This is a genomic window from Terribacillus saccharophilus, assembly GCF_002272745.1.
Taxonomy (GTDB): domain Bacteria; phylum Bacillota; class Bacilli; order Bacillales; family Amphibacillaceae; genus Terribacillus; species Terribacillus saccharophilus_B.
Window position 1 is genome coordinate 1 of record NZ_NPBD01000018.1, and the last position, 15,431, is coordinate 15,431.

16 protein-coding genes, 1 tRNA gene, 1 other RNA gene and 1 pseudogene are annotated in these 15,431 nt (G+C 43.4%); 6 read left to right on the forward strand and 13 right to left on the reverse strand.

The window, feature by feature from the left end:
* Positions 1-22 precede the first annotated feature (22 nt).
* The 7 genes from CHH58_RS16175 to tadA all read right to left on the reverse strand — a co-directional run bounded on the left by CHH58_RS16175 (position 23) and on the right by tadA (position 4,153).
* Positions 23-283 (reverse strand): pro-sigmaK processing inhibitor BofA family protein, encoded by a 261-nt coding sequence (locus tag CHH58_RS16175; protein ID WP_095230407.1) that lies wholly within the window; start codon positions 281-283, stop codon positions 23-25.
* Positions 284-356: 73 nt separating this feature from the next.
* Entirely contained in the window at positions 357-572 is a 216-nt protein-coding gene (locus CHH58_RS16180; RefSeq protein WP_095262851.1) for a YaaL family protein, read from the reverse strand.
* Between the two features lie 14 nt (positions 573-586).
* Positions 587-1,183 carry a recombination mediator RecR gene (gene recR / locus CHH58_RS16185; protein ID WP_038562527.1) on the reverse strand — a complete coding sequence of 199 codons (597 nt, stop codon included), beginning with the start codon at positions 1,181-1,183 and terminating at the stop codon, positions 587-589.
* Between the two features lie 15 nt (positions 1,184-1,198).
* Positions 1,199-1,516 (reverse strand): YbaB/EbfC family nucleoid-associated protein, encoded by a 318-nt coding sequence (locus CHH58_RS16190; RefSeq protein WP_095230411.1) that lies wholly within the window; start codon positions 1,514-1,516, stop codon positions 1,199-1,201.
* Between the two features lie 27 nt (positions 1,517-1,543).
* Complete coding sequence (gene dnaX / locus CHH58_RS16195) at positions 1,544-3,220, reverse strand: DNA polymerase III subunit gamma/tau (RefSeq protein WP_095262852.1); 1,677 nt, start codon at positions 3,218-3,220, stop codon at positions 1,544-1,546.
* A 120-nt stretch (positions 3,221-3,340) separates the two neighbouring features.
* Positions 3,341-3,606: signal recognition particle sRNA large type (ffs, locus tag CHH58_RS16200), an RNA gene on the reverse strand.
* Between the two features lie 67 nt (positions 3,607-3,673).
* Positions 3,674-4,153, reverse strand: a complete 480-nt coding sequence (tadA, locus tag CHH58_RS16205) for a tRNA adenosine(34) deaminase TadA (protein WP_095262853.1) — start codon at positions 4,151-4,153, stop codon at positions 3,674-3,676.
* Between the two features lie 99 nt (positions 4,154-4,252).
* Between tadA and CHH58_RS16210 the strand changes: the two genes are divergently transcribed.
* Both CHH58_RS16210 and CHH58_RS16215 read left to right on the forward strand, forming a co-directional pair.
* Positions 4,253-4,777, forward strand: coding sequence for a cysteine hydrolase family protein (locus CHH58_RS16210; RefSeq protein WP_095230417.1), 525 nt, complete (start codon positions 4,253-4,255; stop codon positions 4,775-4,777).
* Positions 4,778-4,837: 60 nt separating this feature from the next.
* A complete protein-coding gene (locus CHH58_RS16215; protein WP_095234599.1) occupies positions 4,838-6,121 on the forward strand; it encodes a glycoside hydrolase family 18 protein in 1,284 nt (427 codons plus the stop codon).
* 25 nt (positions 6,122-6,146) lie between these two features.
* On the opposite strand, the gene CHH58_RS16220 is transcribed toward CHH58_RS16215, so the two are convergent.
* The 4 genes and pseudogenes from CHH58_RS16220 to CHH58_RS16235 all read right to left on the reverse strand — a co-directional run.
* On the reverse strand, positions 6,147-6,866 hold the full coding sequence (locus CHH58_RS16220) for a DUF3891 family protein (RefSeq protein WP_095262854.1): 720 nt from the start codon (positions 6,864-6,866) through the stop codon (positions 6,147-6,149).
* A gap of 53 nt (positions 6,867-6,919) precedes the next feature.
* Complete coding sequence (locus tag CHH58_RS16225) at positions 6,920-7,432, reverse strand: type 1 glutamine amidotransferase domain-containing protein (protein WP_095230423.1); 513 nt, start codon at positions 7,430-7,432, stop codon at positions 6,920-6,922.
* Positions 7,433-7,499: 67 nt separating this feature from the next.
* On the reverse strand, positions 7,500-9,200 hold the full coding sequence (acsA, locus tag CHH58_RS16230) for an acetate--CoA ligase (protein WP_095262855.1): 1,701 nt from the start codon (positions 9,198-9,200) through the stop codon (positions 7,500-7,502).
* A 181-nt stretch (positions 9,201-9,381) separates the two neighbouring features.
* Positions 9,382-9,623 (reverse strand): annotated as a pseudogene (locus tag CHH58_RS16235) (aldehyde dehydrogenase family protein); the annotation flags it as partial.
* A gap of 352 nt (positions 9,624-9,975) precedes the next feature.
* Here CHH58_RS16235 and CHH58_RS16240 point away from each other — a divergent pair.
* A complete protein-coding gene (locus CHH58_RS16240) occupies positions 9,976-10,167 on the forward strand; it encodes a CsbD family protein (RefSeq protein ID WP_095230427.1) in 192 nt (63 codons plus the stop codon).
* Between the two features lie 162 nt (positions 10,168-10,329).
* On the opposite strand, the gene CHH58_RS16245 is transcribed toward CHH58_RS16240, so the two are convergent.
* Entirely contained in the window at positions 10,330-11,085 is a 756-nt protein-coding gene (locus tag CHH58_RS16245; RefSeq protein ID WP_095262856.1) for an N-acetylmuramoyl-L-alanine amidase, read from the reverse strand.
* A 191-nt stretch (positions 11,086-11,276) separates the two neighbouring features.
* Between CHH58_RS16245 and CHH58_RS16250 the strand changes: the two genes are divergently transcribed.
* The 3 genes from CHH58_RS16250 to CHH58_RS16260 are packed head-to-tail and all read left to right on the forward strand — an operon-like array spanning position 11,277 to position 15,103.
* Entirely contained in the window at positions 11,277-12,758 is a 1,482-nt protein-coding gene (locus CHH58_RS16250) for a spore germination protein (RefSeq protein WP_095262857.1), read from the forward strand.
* A 12-nt stretch (positions 12,759-12,770) separates the two neighbouring features.
* Positions 12,771-13,862, forward strand: a complete 1,092-nt coding sequence (locus CHH58_RS16255) for a GerAB/ArcD/ProY family transporter (RefSeq protein WP_095262858.1) — start codon at positions 12,771-12,773, stop codon at positions 13,860-13,862.
* Entirely contained in the window at positions 13,859-15,103 is a 1,245-nt protein-coding gene (locus CHH58_RS16260) for a Ger(x)C family spore germination protein (protein ID WP_249275161.1), read from the forward strand. Before CHH58_RS16255 ends, CHH58_RS16260 begins: the two co-directional genes overlap by 4 nt.
* 207 nt (positions 15,104-15,310) lie before the next feature.
* Here CHH58_RS16260 and CHH58_RS16265 read toward each other — a convergent pair.
* Positions 15,311-15,383, reverse strand: a tRNA-Arg gene (locus tag CHH58_RS16265).
* Positions 15,384-15,431 lie beyond the last annotated feature (48 nt).

Sequence of the window (15,431 nt, forward strand, 5' to 3'; positions counted from 1 at the left end):
AATTAGGGTATACTGCAATACTTTATAATAAAAAATATTGAATTGCCGCCAGAGATGCTATTCCCGGAATGCCCAATATGCCCACTAATACTGTTGTTGCAGCATTAATCGGGATGTGAAGTCCGGCGAGTGCTCCTACTACATTAAATAGAAATAATAGAAAGACGCCAAGAATAAGCCTGACTGAACCTTTGAGCATTAAACTGAACAGCTTGCCTGACGTTCCTGAAATGAGTAAAACGACTACTGCAGCCAACAATATACCGATTATTGCATATGACATTATTCATCTCTCCTTTAACTTGTCCTGTTTTCTAAATTATGAGTACGGACAAGAAAAAAGAACACGCATTGCGTTAAGTACGCAATGCGCTTAAGTTTCGGTGTCTTGCTTCACGAAGCATGAACAGATACTTGGCTTGCGCCACCTGTAAATCATACTGCCCCATTTCACTTGCATCGACACTTCTCTCTATTATAGATTGGATGCTCACCCAATCATTTTTCATCTTGAATATATCAGATAACAACTCTTTGTCCACATCAGATCTCTTCAATCTTCTGCCAGCCATTAATCTCACCTGCTTTACAGTTCTCTTCTGCCTTCCATCGCTTTGGAAAGGGTGACTTCATCCGCATACTCCAGATCTCCACCCATTGGCAGGCCGTGTGCAATCCTTGTTGTTCGTATACCAGATGGTTTGACTAGTTTGGATATATACATCGCTGTTGCTTCGCCTTCTATGTTCGGATTGGTAGCTAGAATCAATTCCTTCACTTCCTCATCCTTCAGGCGGTTCAATAGGGACGGGACATTGATATCTTCAGGTCCGATACCATCCATCGGAGAAATAGCTCCATGCAATACATGGTATTTCCCATTGAATTCACGCATCTTCTCCATAGCGATGACATCTTTCGGATCCTGTACAACACAAATAAGAGAGCTGTCTCTTGCTTCATCCTGACAAATACTACAAGGATCCTGATCGGTGATATGACCGCAGATGCTGCAGTGGGTCAATTCACGTTTAGCATTGATTAATGCTTTCGCAAAATCCATGACGTCATCTTCCTTCATACTAAGTACATGAAAGGCAAGACGCACGGCAGTCTTTGGTCCGATTCCAGGCAATTTAGTAAAGCTGTCTATCAGCTTCGAAATCGGTTCGGGATAATACATTTATTTAGTTGCCTCCTAGAACATTCCTCCAGGTAACCCTTTCGTGAACTGTCCCATTGTTTGGTTAGATTTTTCGTCAACTTGCTTTAATACTTCATTTGTTGCAGAAATAATAAGATCTTGGAGCATTTCCACATCATCCGGATCTACTACCTCTTCCTGGATGACTACATCAGTGATCTCCTTTTTGCCATTAGCGATTACCTTTACAGCACCGCCGCCTGCAGTTGCTTCGAAAGTCATTTCATGAAGCTCTTCCTGAGCCTGCATCATTTTCTTCTGCATTTTCTGCATCTGTTTCATCATATTGTTCATATTCCCACCACCACGCATGGAAAAATCCCTCCTTGAATTTGGTTATTAGTCTTTTATTTCGAGTAAATCATCTCCGACCAGCTTCCTGGCCTCAGCGATAATCGGGTCTTCCTCTTGCTTTTCATCCTCAGAAGAATCCTGCTGCTTCTGATTTTTCAGGAAATCTTCTCGCAGTTCTGTCCAATTTGCCTCCGGAACCGGTATGACCGTAACTTGGTGTCCGATCCGTTCTGCTAGTAATGATTCTATCGTGTCTTTGTGTTCCAAGGCAAGTGAACAGTGGATCTCATATTTGAAACCTATAATAAGTGCATTCTGCGATGCTGCTCTTGGCTTACTATTCAAAATCGTAGCATGTGCAGGAGCACTCTGCCTCTTAAGGGCATCCATAAAGCTTGCCCAGTGCTCGGCAACCAGCTTCAGTTCATCCTTTGTTGCTTCTGATAATACTTGGCGTATGCGTTCAAATGGAACACGGTAGCTGTTCTTGCTGCCTGTTCGTACTGGACGCTTAGGCTGTTCGGCAGGAGTTGCTGCTGATTGCGGCTGCAATTTCAATTGTTTCAATTCCTGCTCCAGCTGAGAGATCTTACGTGTCAGCTGCTGCACAGCTTCGGCTTCCACACTCGCTGTCGGAGCACTTTGATCTGCAATGTGCAGAATTGCAATTTCAACGAATACCTTCGGACTGTTTGCCCACTTGATCTCCTGCTGACAGCGATTAAGTTCTACAATCGCTGCCTGAATCCAAGAAGCATCCACTTCCTCTGCAAGTTGTTTGAAACTATCATCTGCGAGCACACGTTCGAGAATGTTCTCCATACCAGGTGCACTTTGGAACATAAGCAAATCCCTTAAGTAATAGATAAGATCAAAAACGAAACGCCCTGGATCCTTTCCATCCTGTATCAGCAGATCTACTTGTTCAAGTGCTGCTTGTACATCTTGTCTGGCACAAGCTCGGATAACCTCTGTCAGTCTATCCTGAGAAACGGCACCGGTAACAGCAAGCACATCCTCTAGTTCCACAACATCTTCACTATAGGAAATTGCCTGGTCAAGCAAACTGAGTGCATCCCGCATTCCGCCTTCTGCTGCTAGTGCAACTGACTCGACTGCATCATCGGATACTGTGATTTGCTCCTTCTCCAGAATCTCCTGCATCCTGTTTACCATCGCCTGCTGGTTGATACGTTTAAAATCGAAACGCTGACAGCGGGAAATGATAGTCAGCGGAATCTTGTGTGGTTCTGTTGTCGCTAAGATGAAGACCACATGTTTCGGCGGCTCTTCCAATGTCTTGAGAAGTGCATTGAACGCCCCAATTGAAAGCATATGAACTTCATCGATAATATACACTTTATATTTGACCGCGCTAGGAGCATATTTCACTTTGTCCCGGATGTCTCGTATTTGTTCGACACCATTATTGGACGCTGCATCAATTTCGATCACATCCGAAATTGAACCATCTTGTATACCCTTGCAAGCCGCACACTCGTTACACGCTTCCTCTACCGGTGCATGCTCACAGTTGATGGTCTTTGCAAAGATCTTCGCTGCACTTGTCTTCCCTGTACCACGCGGACCGGAAAACAAGTAGGCATGCGAGAACTTATCCTGCATGATGGCATTCTTCAATGTACGGATAATCGGCTCTTGACCTACAACATCTGCAAATGTCCTTGGCCTCCAGACACGGTATAATGCTTGATAACTCATTGCGCCGCGCTCCTTTTTTCATTCTTTTCTCATTATAACGGAATTAGGTTGCTGATACTACATGTATAAAAAGAGCCCTTACCAAAATGGCAAGGACTCTGATTGTTTATTAATTAAGCGCCGTGCACCCACCGTCGATAATACGGATCTAAGCGTTACATAAGTTCATGGCTCGACCCAGGCTTCCCCGCGGCACACAGGAGAGACTGCTTACTGCTGCTTCCTTCCGGACCTGACAGGGTTCACAGTTTCCTGTTGCGCAGGACCCGGGTGTCAACACCAATTCCTTATGGCAGACCTTAAAGCCGCATTACCTCGGGCGGGAATTCGGCCTCGCTATAGCGGATTGCGAGTACAGGGCACCGCTACCTCCCCGCTTAGCACGGCTAAGTTGTGAATAAAGTTAGGCGTTTGATAACGCACTTTATAGTATAGCTTGTTTACAGGGAAAAATCAAATCCGGCTGTTTTTCTCTGCTTTTCGCTTCCGAAGTTCCCGGAAAAACGAGGTCAGTAGTCCGCCGCATTCCTCTTGCAGCACACCGCCTGTCACTTCTGTCTGATGGTTGAATCGATCATCTTGCAGTAAATTATATAAAGTTCCAGCACAGCCTGCTTTCGGATCATACGCACCAAATACTACGCGTCGGATCCGTGATTGGATGATAGCACCTGCACACATTGGGCATGGCTCAAGAGTCACATACAAATCACAATCCTCCAATCGCCAGCTTCCTACCTTTTCATTAGCTGCCTGGATTGCATGCATTTCCGCATGTGAGTGTGCCTGCTGCGTCGTTTCTCTAAGATTGAAGCCAGAAGCAATGATTTCCCCATCTCTCACAATAATAGCTCCAATTGGAACTTCTCCAAGATGCTCCGCTCGCTTCGCTTCATTTATCGCTTGCTCCATCCAGTAAGCATCGGTCGTCATATCTATCTCCCACATTTCTATCTAAAGGTTTCAAATTACGTAAAGTTGATAATGTATAAGTATAAGAAGCTTCCTACTACGAAGTAAAGGAGAATTATCATGAGTGACAAAAAAGCTGTCTTGTTTATAGATGTATTCAATAACTTTGATTTTCCAGGCGGTGAAAAACTGTTGGAGAATACAAAGGAAATCCTCCCTAACTGGGAGAAGTTACGTGAAAAGGCAAAAGAGAATGATTGGCCGGTTATCTTTGTGAATGACCACTATGGCATCTGGCAGGATAATTTCAAAAAAATAGCTGATTATTGCCGGGATAAAGATAACCAGGAGATCATCGATACAATGATGCCGCACGAGGATGATTACTTTCTTTTGAAACCGAAACATTCTGCTTTTTTCCAGACATCACTGCCATCTTTATTAAAGGATTTAGAATGCGATCGAGTTATTCTAGCAGGTGTTGCGGGTAATATTTGTGTTATTTTCTCCGCGAATGATGCCCACATGCGGGAGTTCAAGCTGGATGTGCCGAGAAACTGTGTAGCTTCTAATACTAAAGAACAAAATGAAGACGCATTGCGTGTTATTGAAACGACTCTCAGTGCCAATACAGATCCAATTTGACATAAGACGGCTCCTCCGAACATAGCTTTTCTACAGAGGCTTTATAAAGGAGGAGTCATTTTGCAAATATATGTAGTTCAGACTGGTGATTCACTGAATAGCATCGCAAGCCGTTATGGTACGACAAGTCAGGAATTGATTACTGCAAACGAACTGGCAGCACCAAATGACCTTGTCGTCGGACAGGCGCTGGTGATCCCGATCATTGGCTCATTCTATTATGTCCAAACTGGCGACAGTCTTTACACTATAGCCAGAAGAAATAACCTGTCAGTTGCAGAGCTCGCTCGAATCAATAACGTTTCGACATCAGCAGTCCTGCAGCCAGGACAGCGTCTCTATCTGCCACCAAAACCAAAAAGGCAGATAGAATCTAATGCATATATTGAGCCGTCCGGAAATACTGTTTCCCAGACATTGGAGACTGCAGCAAGGCAGCGTGCTCCATACCTCACCTATTTGATGCCTTTTAGTTACAGAGTAGATCGGGAAGGGAATCTTACCGCTCCGCCATTGAATGATTTTGCAACGATTGCACAGGCCAATAATACGACATTAAGTCTTGCTGTCTCCACACTTGAGAGCGGACAGTTCAGTGCCGAATTAGGGACTCGAATCGTCACCGTAACCTCTGTCCAAGATCGCTTATTCACGAATATCATTAATACAGCTAATGAAGTCGGTTTTGGCGAGGTACACTTCGATATTGAATTTCTGCCGGCAGAGAATCGGGAGGACTATAACAATTTCCTCAGGCGTGCCGTCGCCAGACTTCGACCTGAGGGATTGCGTGTATCGACAGCAGTTGCACCGAAAACGAGTGCGACCCAGCAAGGGCAATGGTACGAAGCACATGACTATGCCGCACATGGAGAAATTGTCGACTTTGTTATCTTGATGACCTATGAATGGGGCTATAGCGGCGGCCCGCCATTAGCAGTCTCCCCATTGCCAAATGTAAGAGATGTTGTGGAATATGCATTAACAGAAATGCCTGCCAATAAAATTGTGTTAGGACAGAACTTGTACGGCTATGATTGGACACTACCTTATGAGCCAGGCGGAGATTATGCCAAAGCCGTCAGTCCGCAGCGAGCCATCGCGATTGCCCGCGAGAATAATGTCTCCATTCAGTACGACACAACTGCGCAAGCACCTTTCTTTACGTATACAGCAGCTGGTGCACAGCATGAGGTGTGGTTTGAAGATGCCCGCTCCATCCAGGCAAAATTCGATTTGATCAAGGAGTTGAATCTGCGCGGCATCAGTTATTGGAAGCTTGGTCTTTCCTTTCCGCAAAACTGGCTGTTACTTACCGATAATTTCACAGTCAGAAAGCTATGAGAGCAGTAGACCTACTGCTCTTTTTTTATGTCACCGTCACCCAGAGCTTCTCTTCGCGGAACTCATCACCATCAACTACCACTTGCGGAATGGCTACACGCACAGAACTTTCAAGCGGGGAAGGTGTCAGCCAGACCTCATCGCATGAAACCCACTCTCCAATAATCTTGTCAGCAAAAGAAAACTGTTCCCTGAAGCCATCACGGAACCAGCCCACTTCGTCTTTCTTGGATACTCCCGGCTGATTCATACATAAGTACAAAGAAACATCATCACAGAAGGAGAGCATCTTCTGATCAATATCCAGCGTAGCTTTTTCAGCTGATGTTAGTATTTGCATGTCAGTCTGCTGCAACTTGTATTCCCGATCCAAAAATGCTTTTATCTGTTCATCTTCTGTATCATCGGAAAAGAAGGAGCAATAATGCCTGCTGCACAATATAGCCGCATAGCGGGATTGTTCCCGCACTTCCATGATGCCCTGCTGATAAGCACGCAGCTTGTCAGTTAACGGATAATCAATAAAGCTATAAAATCCCTTTCCGTCAGGCTTGTGCTTCGGTACCTCATCCAAAGGTATCCATGCTCTGTCATGCTGGTCAATTGCCATGATAGTCTCCGGACGCTCAACAGGTGAATCTGGATCATCTTTTCGCCAATGTCTGGCTATTTCCCCGGAAATAGCTGCATGAGCATGTTGAGGTATCAGCACTGTTTTCCCTTCGTTATTTTCTTGAACGATCATTCTATCCCTCCTATGAAAACTCCCGGCATATAGCCGGGAGTCGTAATTCCATCTTATTTCAATAGCTTCAAGGATTCGTCGATGAATGCTGGAATATCATCCGGTTGTCTGCTTGTAACCAGCTGGTTCTGGCATACGACAACTTCCTTATCTTCCACAGTTGCTCCGGCATATTCCATATCCACCTGGATGGATTTGTAGCCTGTAGCTGTACGACCTTCGAGTGTTTTAGCTGTAATTAGCAGCTGCGGTCCATGACAGATTGCAAATACAGGTTTTTTCTCATCCATGAAATGCTTCGCAAAATTAACAAATCGATCATCCGCGCGCAAGTTATCAGGTGAATTACCGCCAGGGATAAACAGTGCATCAAAATCAGATGGGTTCACATCATCGATGCCTTTATCGATGGACACCGTTGCTTCTCCCTGTTTGCCTGTTACACTTTTGCCTGCTTCAAATTCAATTGTTGTTACTTCATGACCAGCTTCTTTGAATGCTTTAGCTGGATCAGTATATTCTACATCCTCAAACGTATCGGTTATGACAGTTGCAATTTTAGCCATTGTCTAACACTCCTTTATAAAAGTATCACACAATGTATAGTTCCACGTAGGCTGTTGATTAAACCTCTTATTCCTCTAAAGTAGATGTATCACCCAACGGCAGTCCGAGTTCTTTGGCACGAAGCAGACGGCGCATAATCTTGCCGCTTCTTGTCTTTGGAATCGAGGTGACAATCTCAATTTCCCTTGGTGCAGCATGTGCACTCAATCCTTTTTTAATGAACTGGCGAATCTCTTCACGCAACTCCATGGAATCTTTATGACCTTTATCCAAAGTGATAAAAGCTTTGATGATTTCCCCGCGCTCTTCATCCGGTTTCCCTATCACTGCAGCCTCGGTAACTGCATAGTGCTCAATAAGCTTACTTTCCACTTCAAATGGTCCAACCAATTTTCCGGAGGTATTGATCACATCATCTAAACGTCCTTCGAACCAGAAATAGCCCTCTTCATCCATTTTGGCGCTATCGCCTGACACGTACCAGCCGTTAATAAAGTAGCTATCAAACTTTTCTTGATTGCCCCATATTGTCTTCATCATCGATGGCCATCCTGCCTTTACCGCAAGGTTTCCGCTTGTATGTGCTGGTAGCACATTCCCCGCGTCATCAATAATAGCAGCTTCAACACCTGGTATCGGTTTGCCCATTGCTCCTGGTTTGATTGACAGCGTTGGATGATTGACGATGAGCATGGCGCCAGTTTCGGTCATCCACCATGTATCATGGATGCGTTTGCCGTAAACTTCTTCCGCCCAATAAATGATCTCCGGGTTCAGAGGCTCCCCGACACTTAGGACATGACGAAGCGAGGATAAATCATGAGCATGGGCAACTTCATCTCCTGCAGCAGCCAGTTTCCGCAAGGCAGTCGGAGCTGTATACCAGACCGTTACCTTATGTTTCTCAATGACCTTATACCATGCTTCCGGGGTAAAACGGCCGCCAGCTATTACATTCGTTGCCCCGTTCAGCCATGGTCCGAATATGCCGTAACTCGTACCTGTAACCCAGCCAGGATCTGCTGTGCACCAGTACACATCATCATCCTGCAAATCAAGGATCCATTTGCCTGTAGCATAATGCTGAATCATCGCCCGATGTGCATGATAAACACCTTTCGGCTTCCCAGTGGAACCAGAGGTATAATGCAGTAGCATGCCATCTTCTTTATCCAGCCACACAGGCTCGAACTCGGTTGATGCCTGATCCATCAATTCTGTGTAATCATGTACTCCTTCTGTTTCGCATTCGAGTACAATGACTTCCTTCAATTCAGGCAGATTGTCTCTGTTAACACGAGGCAGCAGTTCTGCAGTTGTAATCAGGATGCTAGCACCGCTGTCCTTCAGCCGATCTTCTACTGCCTGCTCCATGAATGCTTCGAATAATGGTCCAGCTACAGCACCAATTTTGAGAATACCAAAAAAGCTTGCGTAAAAATCAGGACAGCGAGGCATGAACAAAAAGACACGATCTCCTTTTGCTGCTCCGAGAGATTTCAGCATATTGGCGGCCTGGTTGCTGCGTTGCTTCAGTTGTGTGAACGTCCATTTTTCCTCTGTCTGTCCATCCTGAAAAATAAGAGCAAGCTGATCCGCTTTAGCTGGGTTTTCCGCGTGGCGGTCGACTGCTTCATAAGCTGCATTCAATTTGCCCGTGTGGAACCAGGAAAAATCCCGCTCCATCTGACTCCACTCAAACGACTGACGTAGTGCTTCAAAATCCGTTACATTGTGCTTTCCAGCGAGAGGTGCTAACATTTTCATGATTCGACATCCTTCCTCTTAATTTGTAAGCGTTTACAATAAATACGAATAAAAAAGCCTCTGTCTGCATTAGCAAAGCAAGTAGGTTGCTTCCATTGTACCTTGTTTTCCTTACCAGTCAAAGCGAAATCATAAAAATGAGCATCCGCTATATACGCGGATGCTCATGGTTGTTATTTTTTTATTGCATATATACGGCTTGCGTAATCAGCAAGTCCTCGATTCCGTATTTACCGTCTGTACGCCGAGCCCTGATTTACGGATACCTGTGTGATATCCTTGAACGGCTTCTTGGTTCTCACGGTTCACATAGGTTTCCCCGTACTTGAGCTCATTGATTACTTTCATCGCTTCATTTAGATCATCTGTATAGATAGAAGAAGAAAGACCATAGTCTGTGTCACTATCCATTTCCATGGCTTCTCCAGGCTTATAAATGTAACGATCGGCTATTTCTATGAGCCAACTATCCTAACAAACGTCAAGCATGACTAGTCTATTATTAAAGAAGAAATCTTCGGTCCAGTCGGCTTTCATCCTCCTCTATTCATTCCTGATAGTTGTTTTCCACCGTAAAAGAAGGGACAAACACAAAAAGGTCTGCTCTTTGAAAGAGCAGACCTTTTTCTTACACTTAGCAGATTAGTGGTATGGGGGATACCTGATACCACTATACCCATCTGTACAATAAATAAACATTAATTTGAAAAAGTTTATAAGTTTTTATAGCGGGAACAGCATAATATAGCAATTTTCATAAAGGAGTGGATTACAAATGGCTGAAAACAAACAAAGTCTAGGCGACAAAGTAAAAGGTGCCGTATCAAAAACAAAAGGTGAAGCAAAAGATCAAATCGGTAACGCAAAAAATGACAAAGGAATGCAAGCAGACGGCAAGAAAGACAAAGCAAAAGGAAATCTTCAAGATACTGCTGGTAAACTAAAAGAAAATTATGACCGTCACTAAGAAAGAGCCTATCCTTTTGTCAGATAAACTGACAGGATAGGAGGGGAACTTGGGAAAGTAAGATCAGGACCCAATTTCGGCAGATTTCGTGCTACACTTAATTCATGATTTCCCCTAAATTTCTAACGCAAAATGGCTGCCAAATCGGCAGCCATTTTTGTTTTAGACAAGTTCCACATATTGCGGATTCGCTGTAATATAGTTTCCGCTCTTCAGCTTATACATAGTAGAACCATCGACAGTCAATGTCTCCACTACTGTAAATACTTCTCCTTGACTTACTGTACCAGCGCGCGCATTCCAATCTGGTGCATCATAATAGTATAGAGATGCTGCCTTCACTCGAATTAAGAAGGTTGCACCTGAACCCGATTTCTTCGTTAAACCAAGTGCTTTCTCCAAGCCATTTACATGACCTCGCGCCACATTCTGAATCCAAGAATTAGATTTCATCTTCGCCGCATCGGCACTGTTATCAATAAATCCATTTTCTGTCAGGACAGCAGGCATATTTGTCTCCCGAAGTACGTGGAAATTCGCCTTTTTCCTGCCGCGATCCGACATCCCATTCAGCTTCATGACTTCTTCGTGAATTCGTGCTCGCATTATCCCTGTTGCAGAGCTATCCGATAATGTGGAATAGATGAAATCCTCGTAACCAGTCCCTCCGCCAGCATTGATATGGATGCTGAGGAAGAAATCAGCGCCCCAAGCATTAGCATCATTCGTACGCTGAGTAAGAGATGGGAAAGTATCTCCTGTTCGGGACATACGAACCTCTGCATTTTCATATTCCAACTGCAAGATATTACGAATCGATGTTCCAATTGCCAACACCACATTCTTCTCTTGAATCCCGTTTGCTGTTGCTCCCGGATCTGACCCTCCGTGACCTGGATCTACATAAATTTTCACCATTCGACCATCTCCCTTTCTTTTTTTGACTGCTTATAGTACCTTATGCAGCCTTGTACTAGATAAAAGCGGTTGGTGTCACAATTTCACAACCCATTCTGTATCTATTATCGAAAGATAGGCCTCAATCGTGTTATTCGTTCATAAAAACAAACCAGTTAGACACACTAACAGAACAAGAGAGGTGATCGGTGATGTTTCCTTGGCAGAAGAAAAAAAAGACAGAGGCAGTGGCAAAGCAGAAAAACACTAAGATATCCAGAAGCTTGAAAGAGAATGTGGCCTATCTTGAAGAACAATATTTATATGGGACTAACTTTGATTTCAACTCTAAGGAACTTCGAGGATCAACTGGAAGATACCACCTATTCTACTATTCCACAATCATTGATACGAAACAGTTAAACGAGCATATCGTGACACCTTTGCTTGAAACAAAAAGGGATATTCCAGTGCCACGGATCGTTACATTATCCAGTCTAAGTTCTGTGAAGAATATGGATGAAGTGGAGAAAGGCCTTAGTGCGGGCTGTGTCATCATTTTCAAAGAAGGAATGAGCGAAGCATTCGAAGCAAAAATCGATGACTTTAAACACCGCGCAGTGGAAAAGCCAGAGAATGAAAAAACCGTTAAGGGACCAAAAGAATCCTTTACGGAATCTTTACCAGTAAACATATCTATCTTTCGAAAGCAGATACCTTCCAAAGATCTGATTGTCGAAAATATCAGCATCGATTCAAGACCCACAATGCCTGTATCGTTGGTTTATGCACGTGATCTAGTCAACGAGGAAATACTTGAGAATATCAAAAAGCGTATCAAGAAGATTACAGCCAGCAATATCCGAAATATTGAGATATTAGAGCAGTTTCTGGAGGAAAGACCTGCTTCCCTGTTTCCTACGATGCTATATACAGAACGTCCAGATAATGCAGGTAACTATATTATGGAAGGCTATGTGGCAATCATTATGGAGAATTCCTCCTCTTGTCTGATTGCCCCTATCACTATCTGGTCTTTCTTCCATTCACCAGAGGATAGATATTTGAGATGGGCTTTTGGAAACTTTAGCCGACTAGTACGCGCTATCGCATATTTCATTACATTATTTGTTTCTGCAACTTATGTAGCTATTACGAATTATCACAGCCAGCTTATCCCGATTGATCTGCTGCTAGCTATAGCATCAAGCAGAGAACGAGTTCCGCTGCCAATTGTATTCGAAATCCTGTTGATGGAAGTAGCTTTTGAATTAATCAGGGAAGCAGGAATTCGCATCCCTTCTCCGCTCGGACCCACTATCGGAATTGTTGGAGCATTGATTCTCGGTCAAGCGGCAGTAGAAGCAAATATTGTCAGTCCTATAGTCGTTATAATCGTGGCTTTAAGCGGGTTGTCCTCGTTTGCTGCCGCTAACTACAGTATCAATCATACATTACGAATTTCCCGCTTTCTTTTCATTTTTGCAGCCAGTATGTATGGACTGCTTAGCCTTTTAGGAGCTATATTGCTTTGGGTAGCGTATGTCGTGTCGATCAATTCCTTTGGTGTCAGCTATTTCTCACCTGCTACCCCATCAAACCGATCACCAAGGGACACGTTCTTCCGCATGATACTAAAAAAAGAAAAATGGAGGCCTGGATTCCTGAATCCGAAAGACTGGGATAAACAATGAAAGGAGGATACCATGATGGAGCTCAATAAAAAACCATTACGGATACGTGAGCTTACAGCGATGATTTTCATGATAATTGGCCTAAAGGGCGGTGATACCACACCAGCCCTCTTCGCTGATCATGCTCAGAATGCCATATGGATTGTTCCGATCATCTCCTTCCTATTTCTATTAGGTCCATTCCTGATTCTCATGCACCTGCTTAAAAAATATAAAAATTATAATTTAATTGAGCTCATTTTCCACCTAATTGGAAAGAAAGCAGGCACCTTGCTTGCCTTATTGCTATTCACTTGTGGTTTCATCGCCATGTTTACAGACATGCGCAATGTCATGGAAGAAATCAATTATCTTTATTTCCCGAATTCCCCAACACTCGTTATTTACGTTATCTTCCTCACTATATGTATACTAGTTGCTAACAAAGGGTTGGAAACGATAGGCAGCTTGGCGTGGGCACTGCTTCCGGTAATTATTGTCACAATCATTGCAGTGATATTCGTGGACTTGAAAGAAGCTGTACTGGTACGCATTTTCCCTCTATTCGGAGGAGGAGTAGGAACAGTTCTTTTCGAGGGAATCTCCAAATCAGCTGCCTTTTTGGAGATATTTTTAATAACGATTGCGTATCAGTCTTTTCATCAAACAAAATATTTTCACAGCGGTATTTATTTAGGAGGGAGTCTCTCTTTTATGCTTATCGTCTCCTTTTATGCCGTATATGCGATGCTGTTCGATTATAACTCAATCAATAATATTGCTTTTCTCTATCAAGAAGCGACGGAAATCGTAGCCCTTGGACATTTCTTCACGAATATCAGCACGCTTTTTATGGTCGGCTGGATGTTCTCAAACTTCTTGCGATTTATAATCTTCCTTTATTTGATTTGCTGGATCTTTGGAGCAATCTTTGAAATTAAACGGTTTGAAGGATTGCTGCTACCTATCGGATTCATTGCCATGATACTTTCACTCATTCCGCCTAGTTTTGTTGTAAATGAGATGTTTTTCAGAGAAAGAAGTCTGCAAATTATGACGCCCATCTTCTTCCTTTTTCCTTTTCTGTTATGGGTAGCATCTTACTGGAAGGATAGAAAAAAATGAAGAAATTACTCATTTTTATGCTGCTTTTACAGACGGCTGTCCTTTTGAGTGGCTGCTATGACCGTAAAGAACTAGAAGAGCAGGCATACGTCATCAGTATAGGGGTTGATATGACAGAGAGTGAAGATGTATTCCGATTCACATTTGAAATTGCCAACCCTGAAGTAGGCAGTGCTGTTTCAAGTCCTTCTACTCAAGAGCCAGTCCAAGAGGTAGTCAGTGTTTTAGGTACCGACTTTCTTTCGGCAACGAGTGCTGCCAATGTATCAGTTGCAAAGGAAATTTCACTGGATCAAGTACGTGTTGTAATTGTGTCCGAGAAACTGGCTCGTTCCAAGAAGTTTATCCATTTGATGCAAACAGCACCAAGCATTATCGATTTGAAACTTAATTCACAGTTGGTTATCAGTAAGGAGAAGGCTGAGGAATTTATAAGAACTAATAAACCAAAACTGGAATCCCGCCCGCACAAATATTTTCAATATATGCTTGATCGAGCCAAAGAAACCGGCGTTATCCCAGAGGCACCATTGGTCCGGTTCTTCCAGATTACCGAAGGCGATGCAGATCTCTTTCTTGCACCATTTGCTACTACGAAAAAAGATCCTAAAGAAGAGTACGGTGCAGAAGACAATTACAAAGCTGGTGAAGTAAACATTAAGGGCGGAAACTCGACCCAATTCATTGGATCAGCAGTGTTTAAGGAAGGTCAGATGATTGATATATTGACAGGAGAAGAGACGCGCTTCTCCTTGATGTTGGATACAACGCTGCCCCAGCAAGATATCATAGCGAATTACACAGATCCATTAAGACCTGGTTTCGATTTGGCAGCTCGTGTACAAGCGGACAAAGTAAAAGTAAAAATTGACTATAAACCTACAGGCAAGACAAATATCGATGTGTATGTAAGTATGCATATGAATATCTTTGCAGTACCAAGCACTCAAAATTATATGATCAATTCGAAAAACAGGAACATCCTGCATGCTTCTCTGCAAAAACAATTGCAAGAAGAAGGAGAAAAATTCATCAAGAAAACACAGGAGAAATATAAGCTGGAACCCTTCTATTGGTCCCTGCACATCAGAAGCAAGTTCCTTACAATCAAGGACTATGAAAAGGCAGACTGGGCGAACAAGATTTATCCGAATGCCAATGTAAGGTTGCATGTTAAGGTTAGAAGCCTGGAGTTTGGTAAGTTATTGCGGGAATCTGATTTAAGAAAGGTGCGGGATTGATGCAGATTTTCTATATGACGCTCATGGTACTCTTTGTCACTGGCTATACTTGTTTGTTTTGCTACTCGCTTTATAAGTCCAATAATAAAAAAGGAATGATAGCTGTAATCTGCTTAATCATTTTGGTTATCGTAAGTCCCTTCCTGCTTTATAAATTCTAAAAAAGCCACAGCCCCTACCAGGCTGTGGCTTAAACTATATTTCGGACGGCCCCGGCAAGATTCGAACTTGCGACACACGGTTTAGGAAACCGATGCTCTATCCCCTGAGCTACGGAGCCACGACATACTATATTATAACTGAATCGACAAAGCTTGCAAAGTCTGTC

Coding starts and splice junctions, on each gene's coding strand:
- CHH58_RS16175 (WP_095230407.1), bottom strand. CDS start 283: ATGTCATATGCAATAATCGGTATATTGTTGGCTGCAGTAGTCGTTTTA.
- CHH58_RS16220 (WP_095262854.1), bottom strand. CDS start 6,866: ATGATCGTTCAAGAAAATAACGAAGGGAAAACAGTGCTGATACCTCAA.
- CHH58_RS16210 (WP_095230417.1), top strand. CDS start 4,253: ATGAGTGACAAAAAAGCTGTCTTGTTTATAGATGTATTCAATAACTTT.
- tadA (WP_095262853.1), bottom strand. CDS start 4,153: ATGACGACCGATGCTTACTGGATGGAGCAAGCGATAAATGAAGCGAAG.
- CHH58_RS16240 (WP_095230427.1), top strand. CDS start 9,976: ATGGCTGAAAACAAACAAAGTCTAGGCGACAAAGTAAAAGGTGCCGTA.
- CHH58_RS16225 (WP_095230423.1), bottom strand. CDS start 7,432: ATGGCTAAAATTGCAACTGTCATAACCGATACGTTTGAGGATGTAGAA.
- CHH58_RS16260 (WP_249275161.1), top strand. CDS start 13,859: ATGAAGAAATTACTCATTTTTATGCTGCTTTTACAGACGGCTGTCCTT.
- acsA (WP_095262855.1), bottom strand. CDS start 9,200: ATGAAAATGTTAGCACCTCTCGCTGGAAAGCACAATGTAACGGATTTT.
- dnaX (WP_095262852.1), bottom strand. CDS start 3,220: ATGAGTTATCAAGCATTATACCGTGTCTGGAGGCCAAGGACATTTGCA.
- CHH58_RS16250 (WP_095262857.1), top strand. CDS start 11,277: ATGTTTCCTTGGCAGAAGAAAAAAAAGACAGAGGCAGTGGCAAAGCAG.
- CHH58_RS16245 (WP_095262856.1), bottom strand. CDS start 11,085: ATGGTGAAAATTTATGTAGATCCAGGTCACGGAGGGTCAGATCCGGGA.
- CHH58_RS16190 (WP_095230411.1), bottom strand. CDS start 1,516: ATGCGTGGTGGTGGGAATATGAACAATATGATGAAACAGATGCAGAAA.
- CHH58_RS16255 (WP_095262858.1), top strand. CDS start 12,771: ATGATGGAGCTCAATAAAAAACCATTACGGATACGTGAGCTTACAGCG.
- recR (WP_038562527.1), bottom strand. CDS start 1,183: ATGTATTATCCCGAACCGATTTCGAAGCTGATAGACAGCTTTACTAAA.
- CHH58_RS16180 (WP_095262851.1), bottom strand. CDS start 572: ATGGCTGGCAGAAGATTGAAGAGATCTGATGTGGACAAAGAGTTGTTA.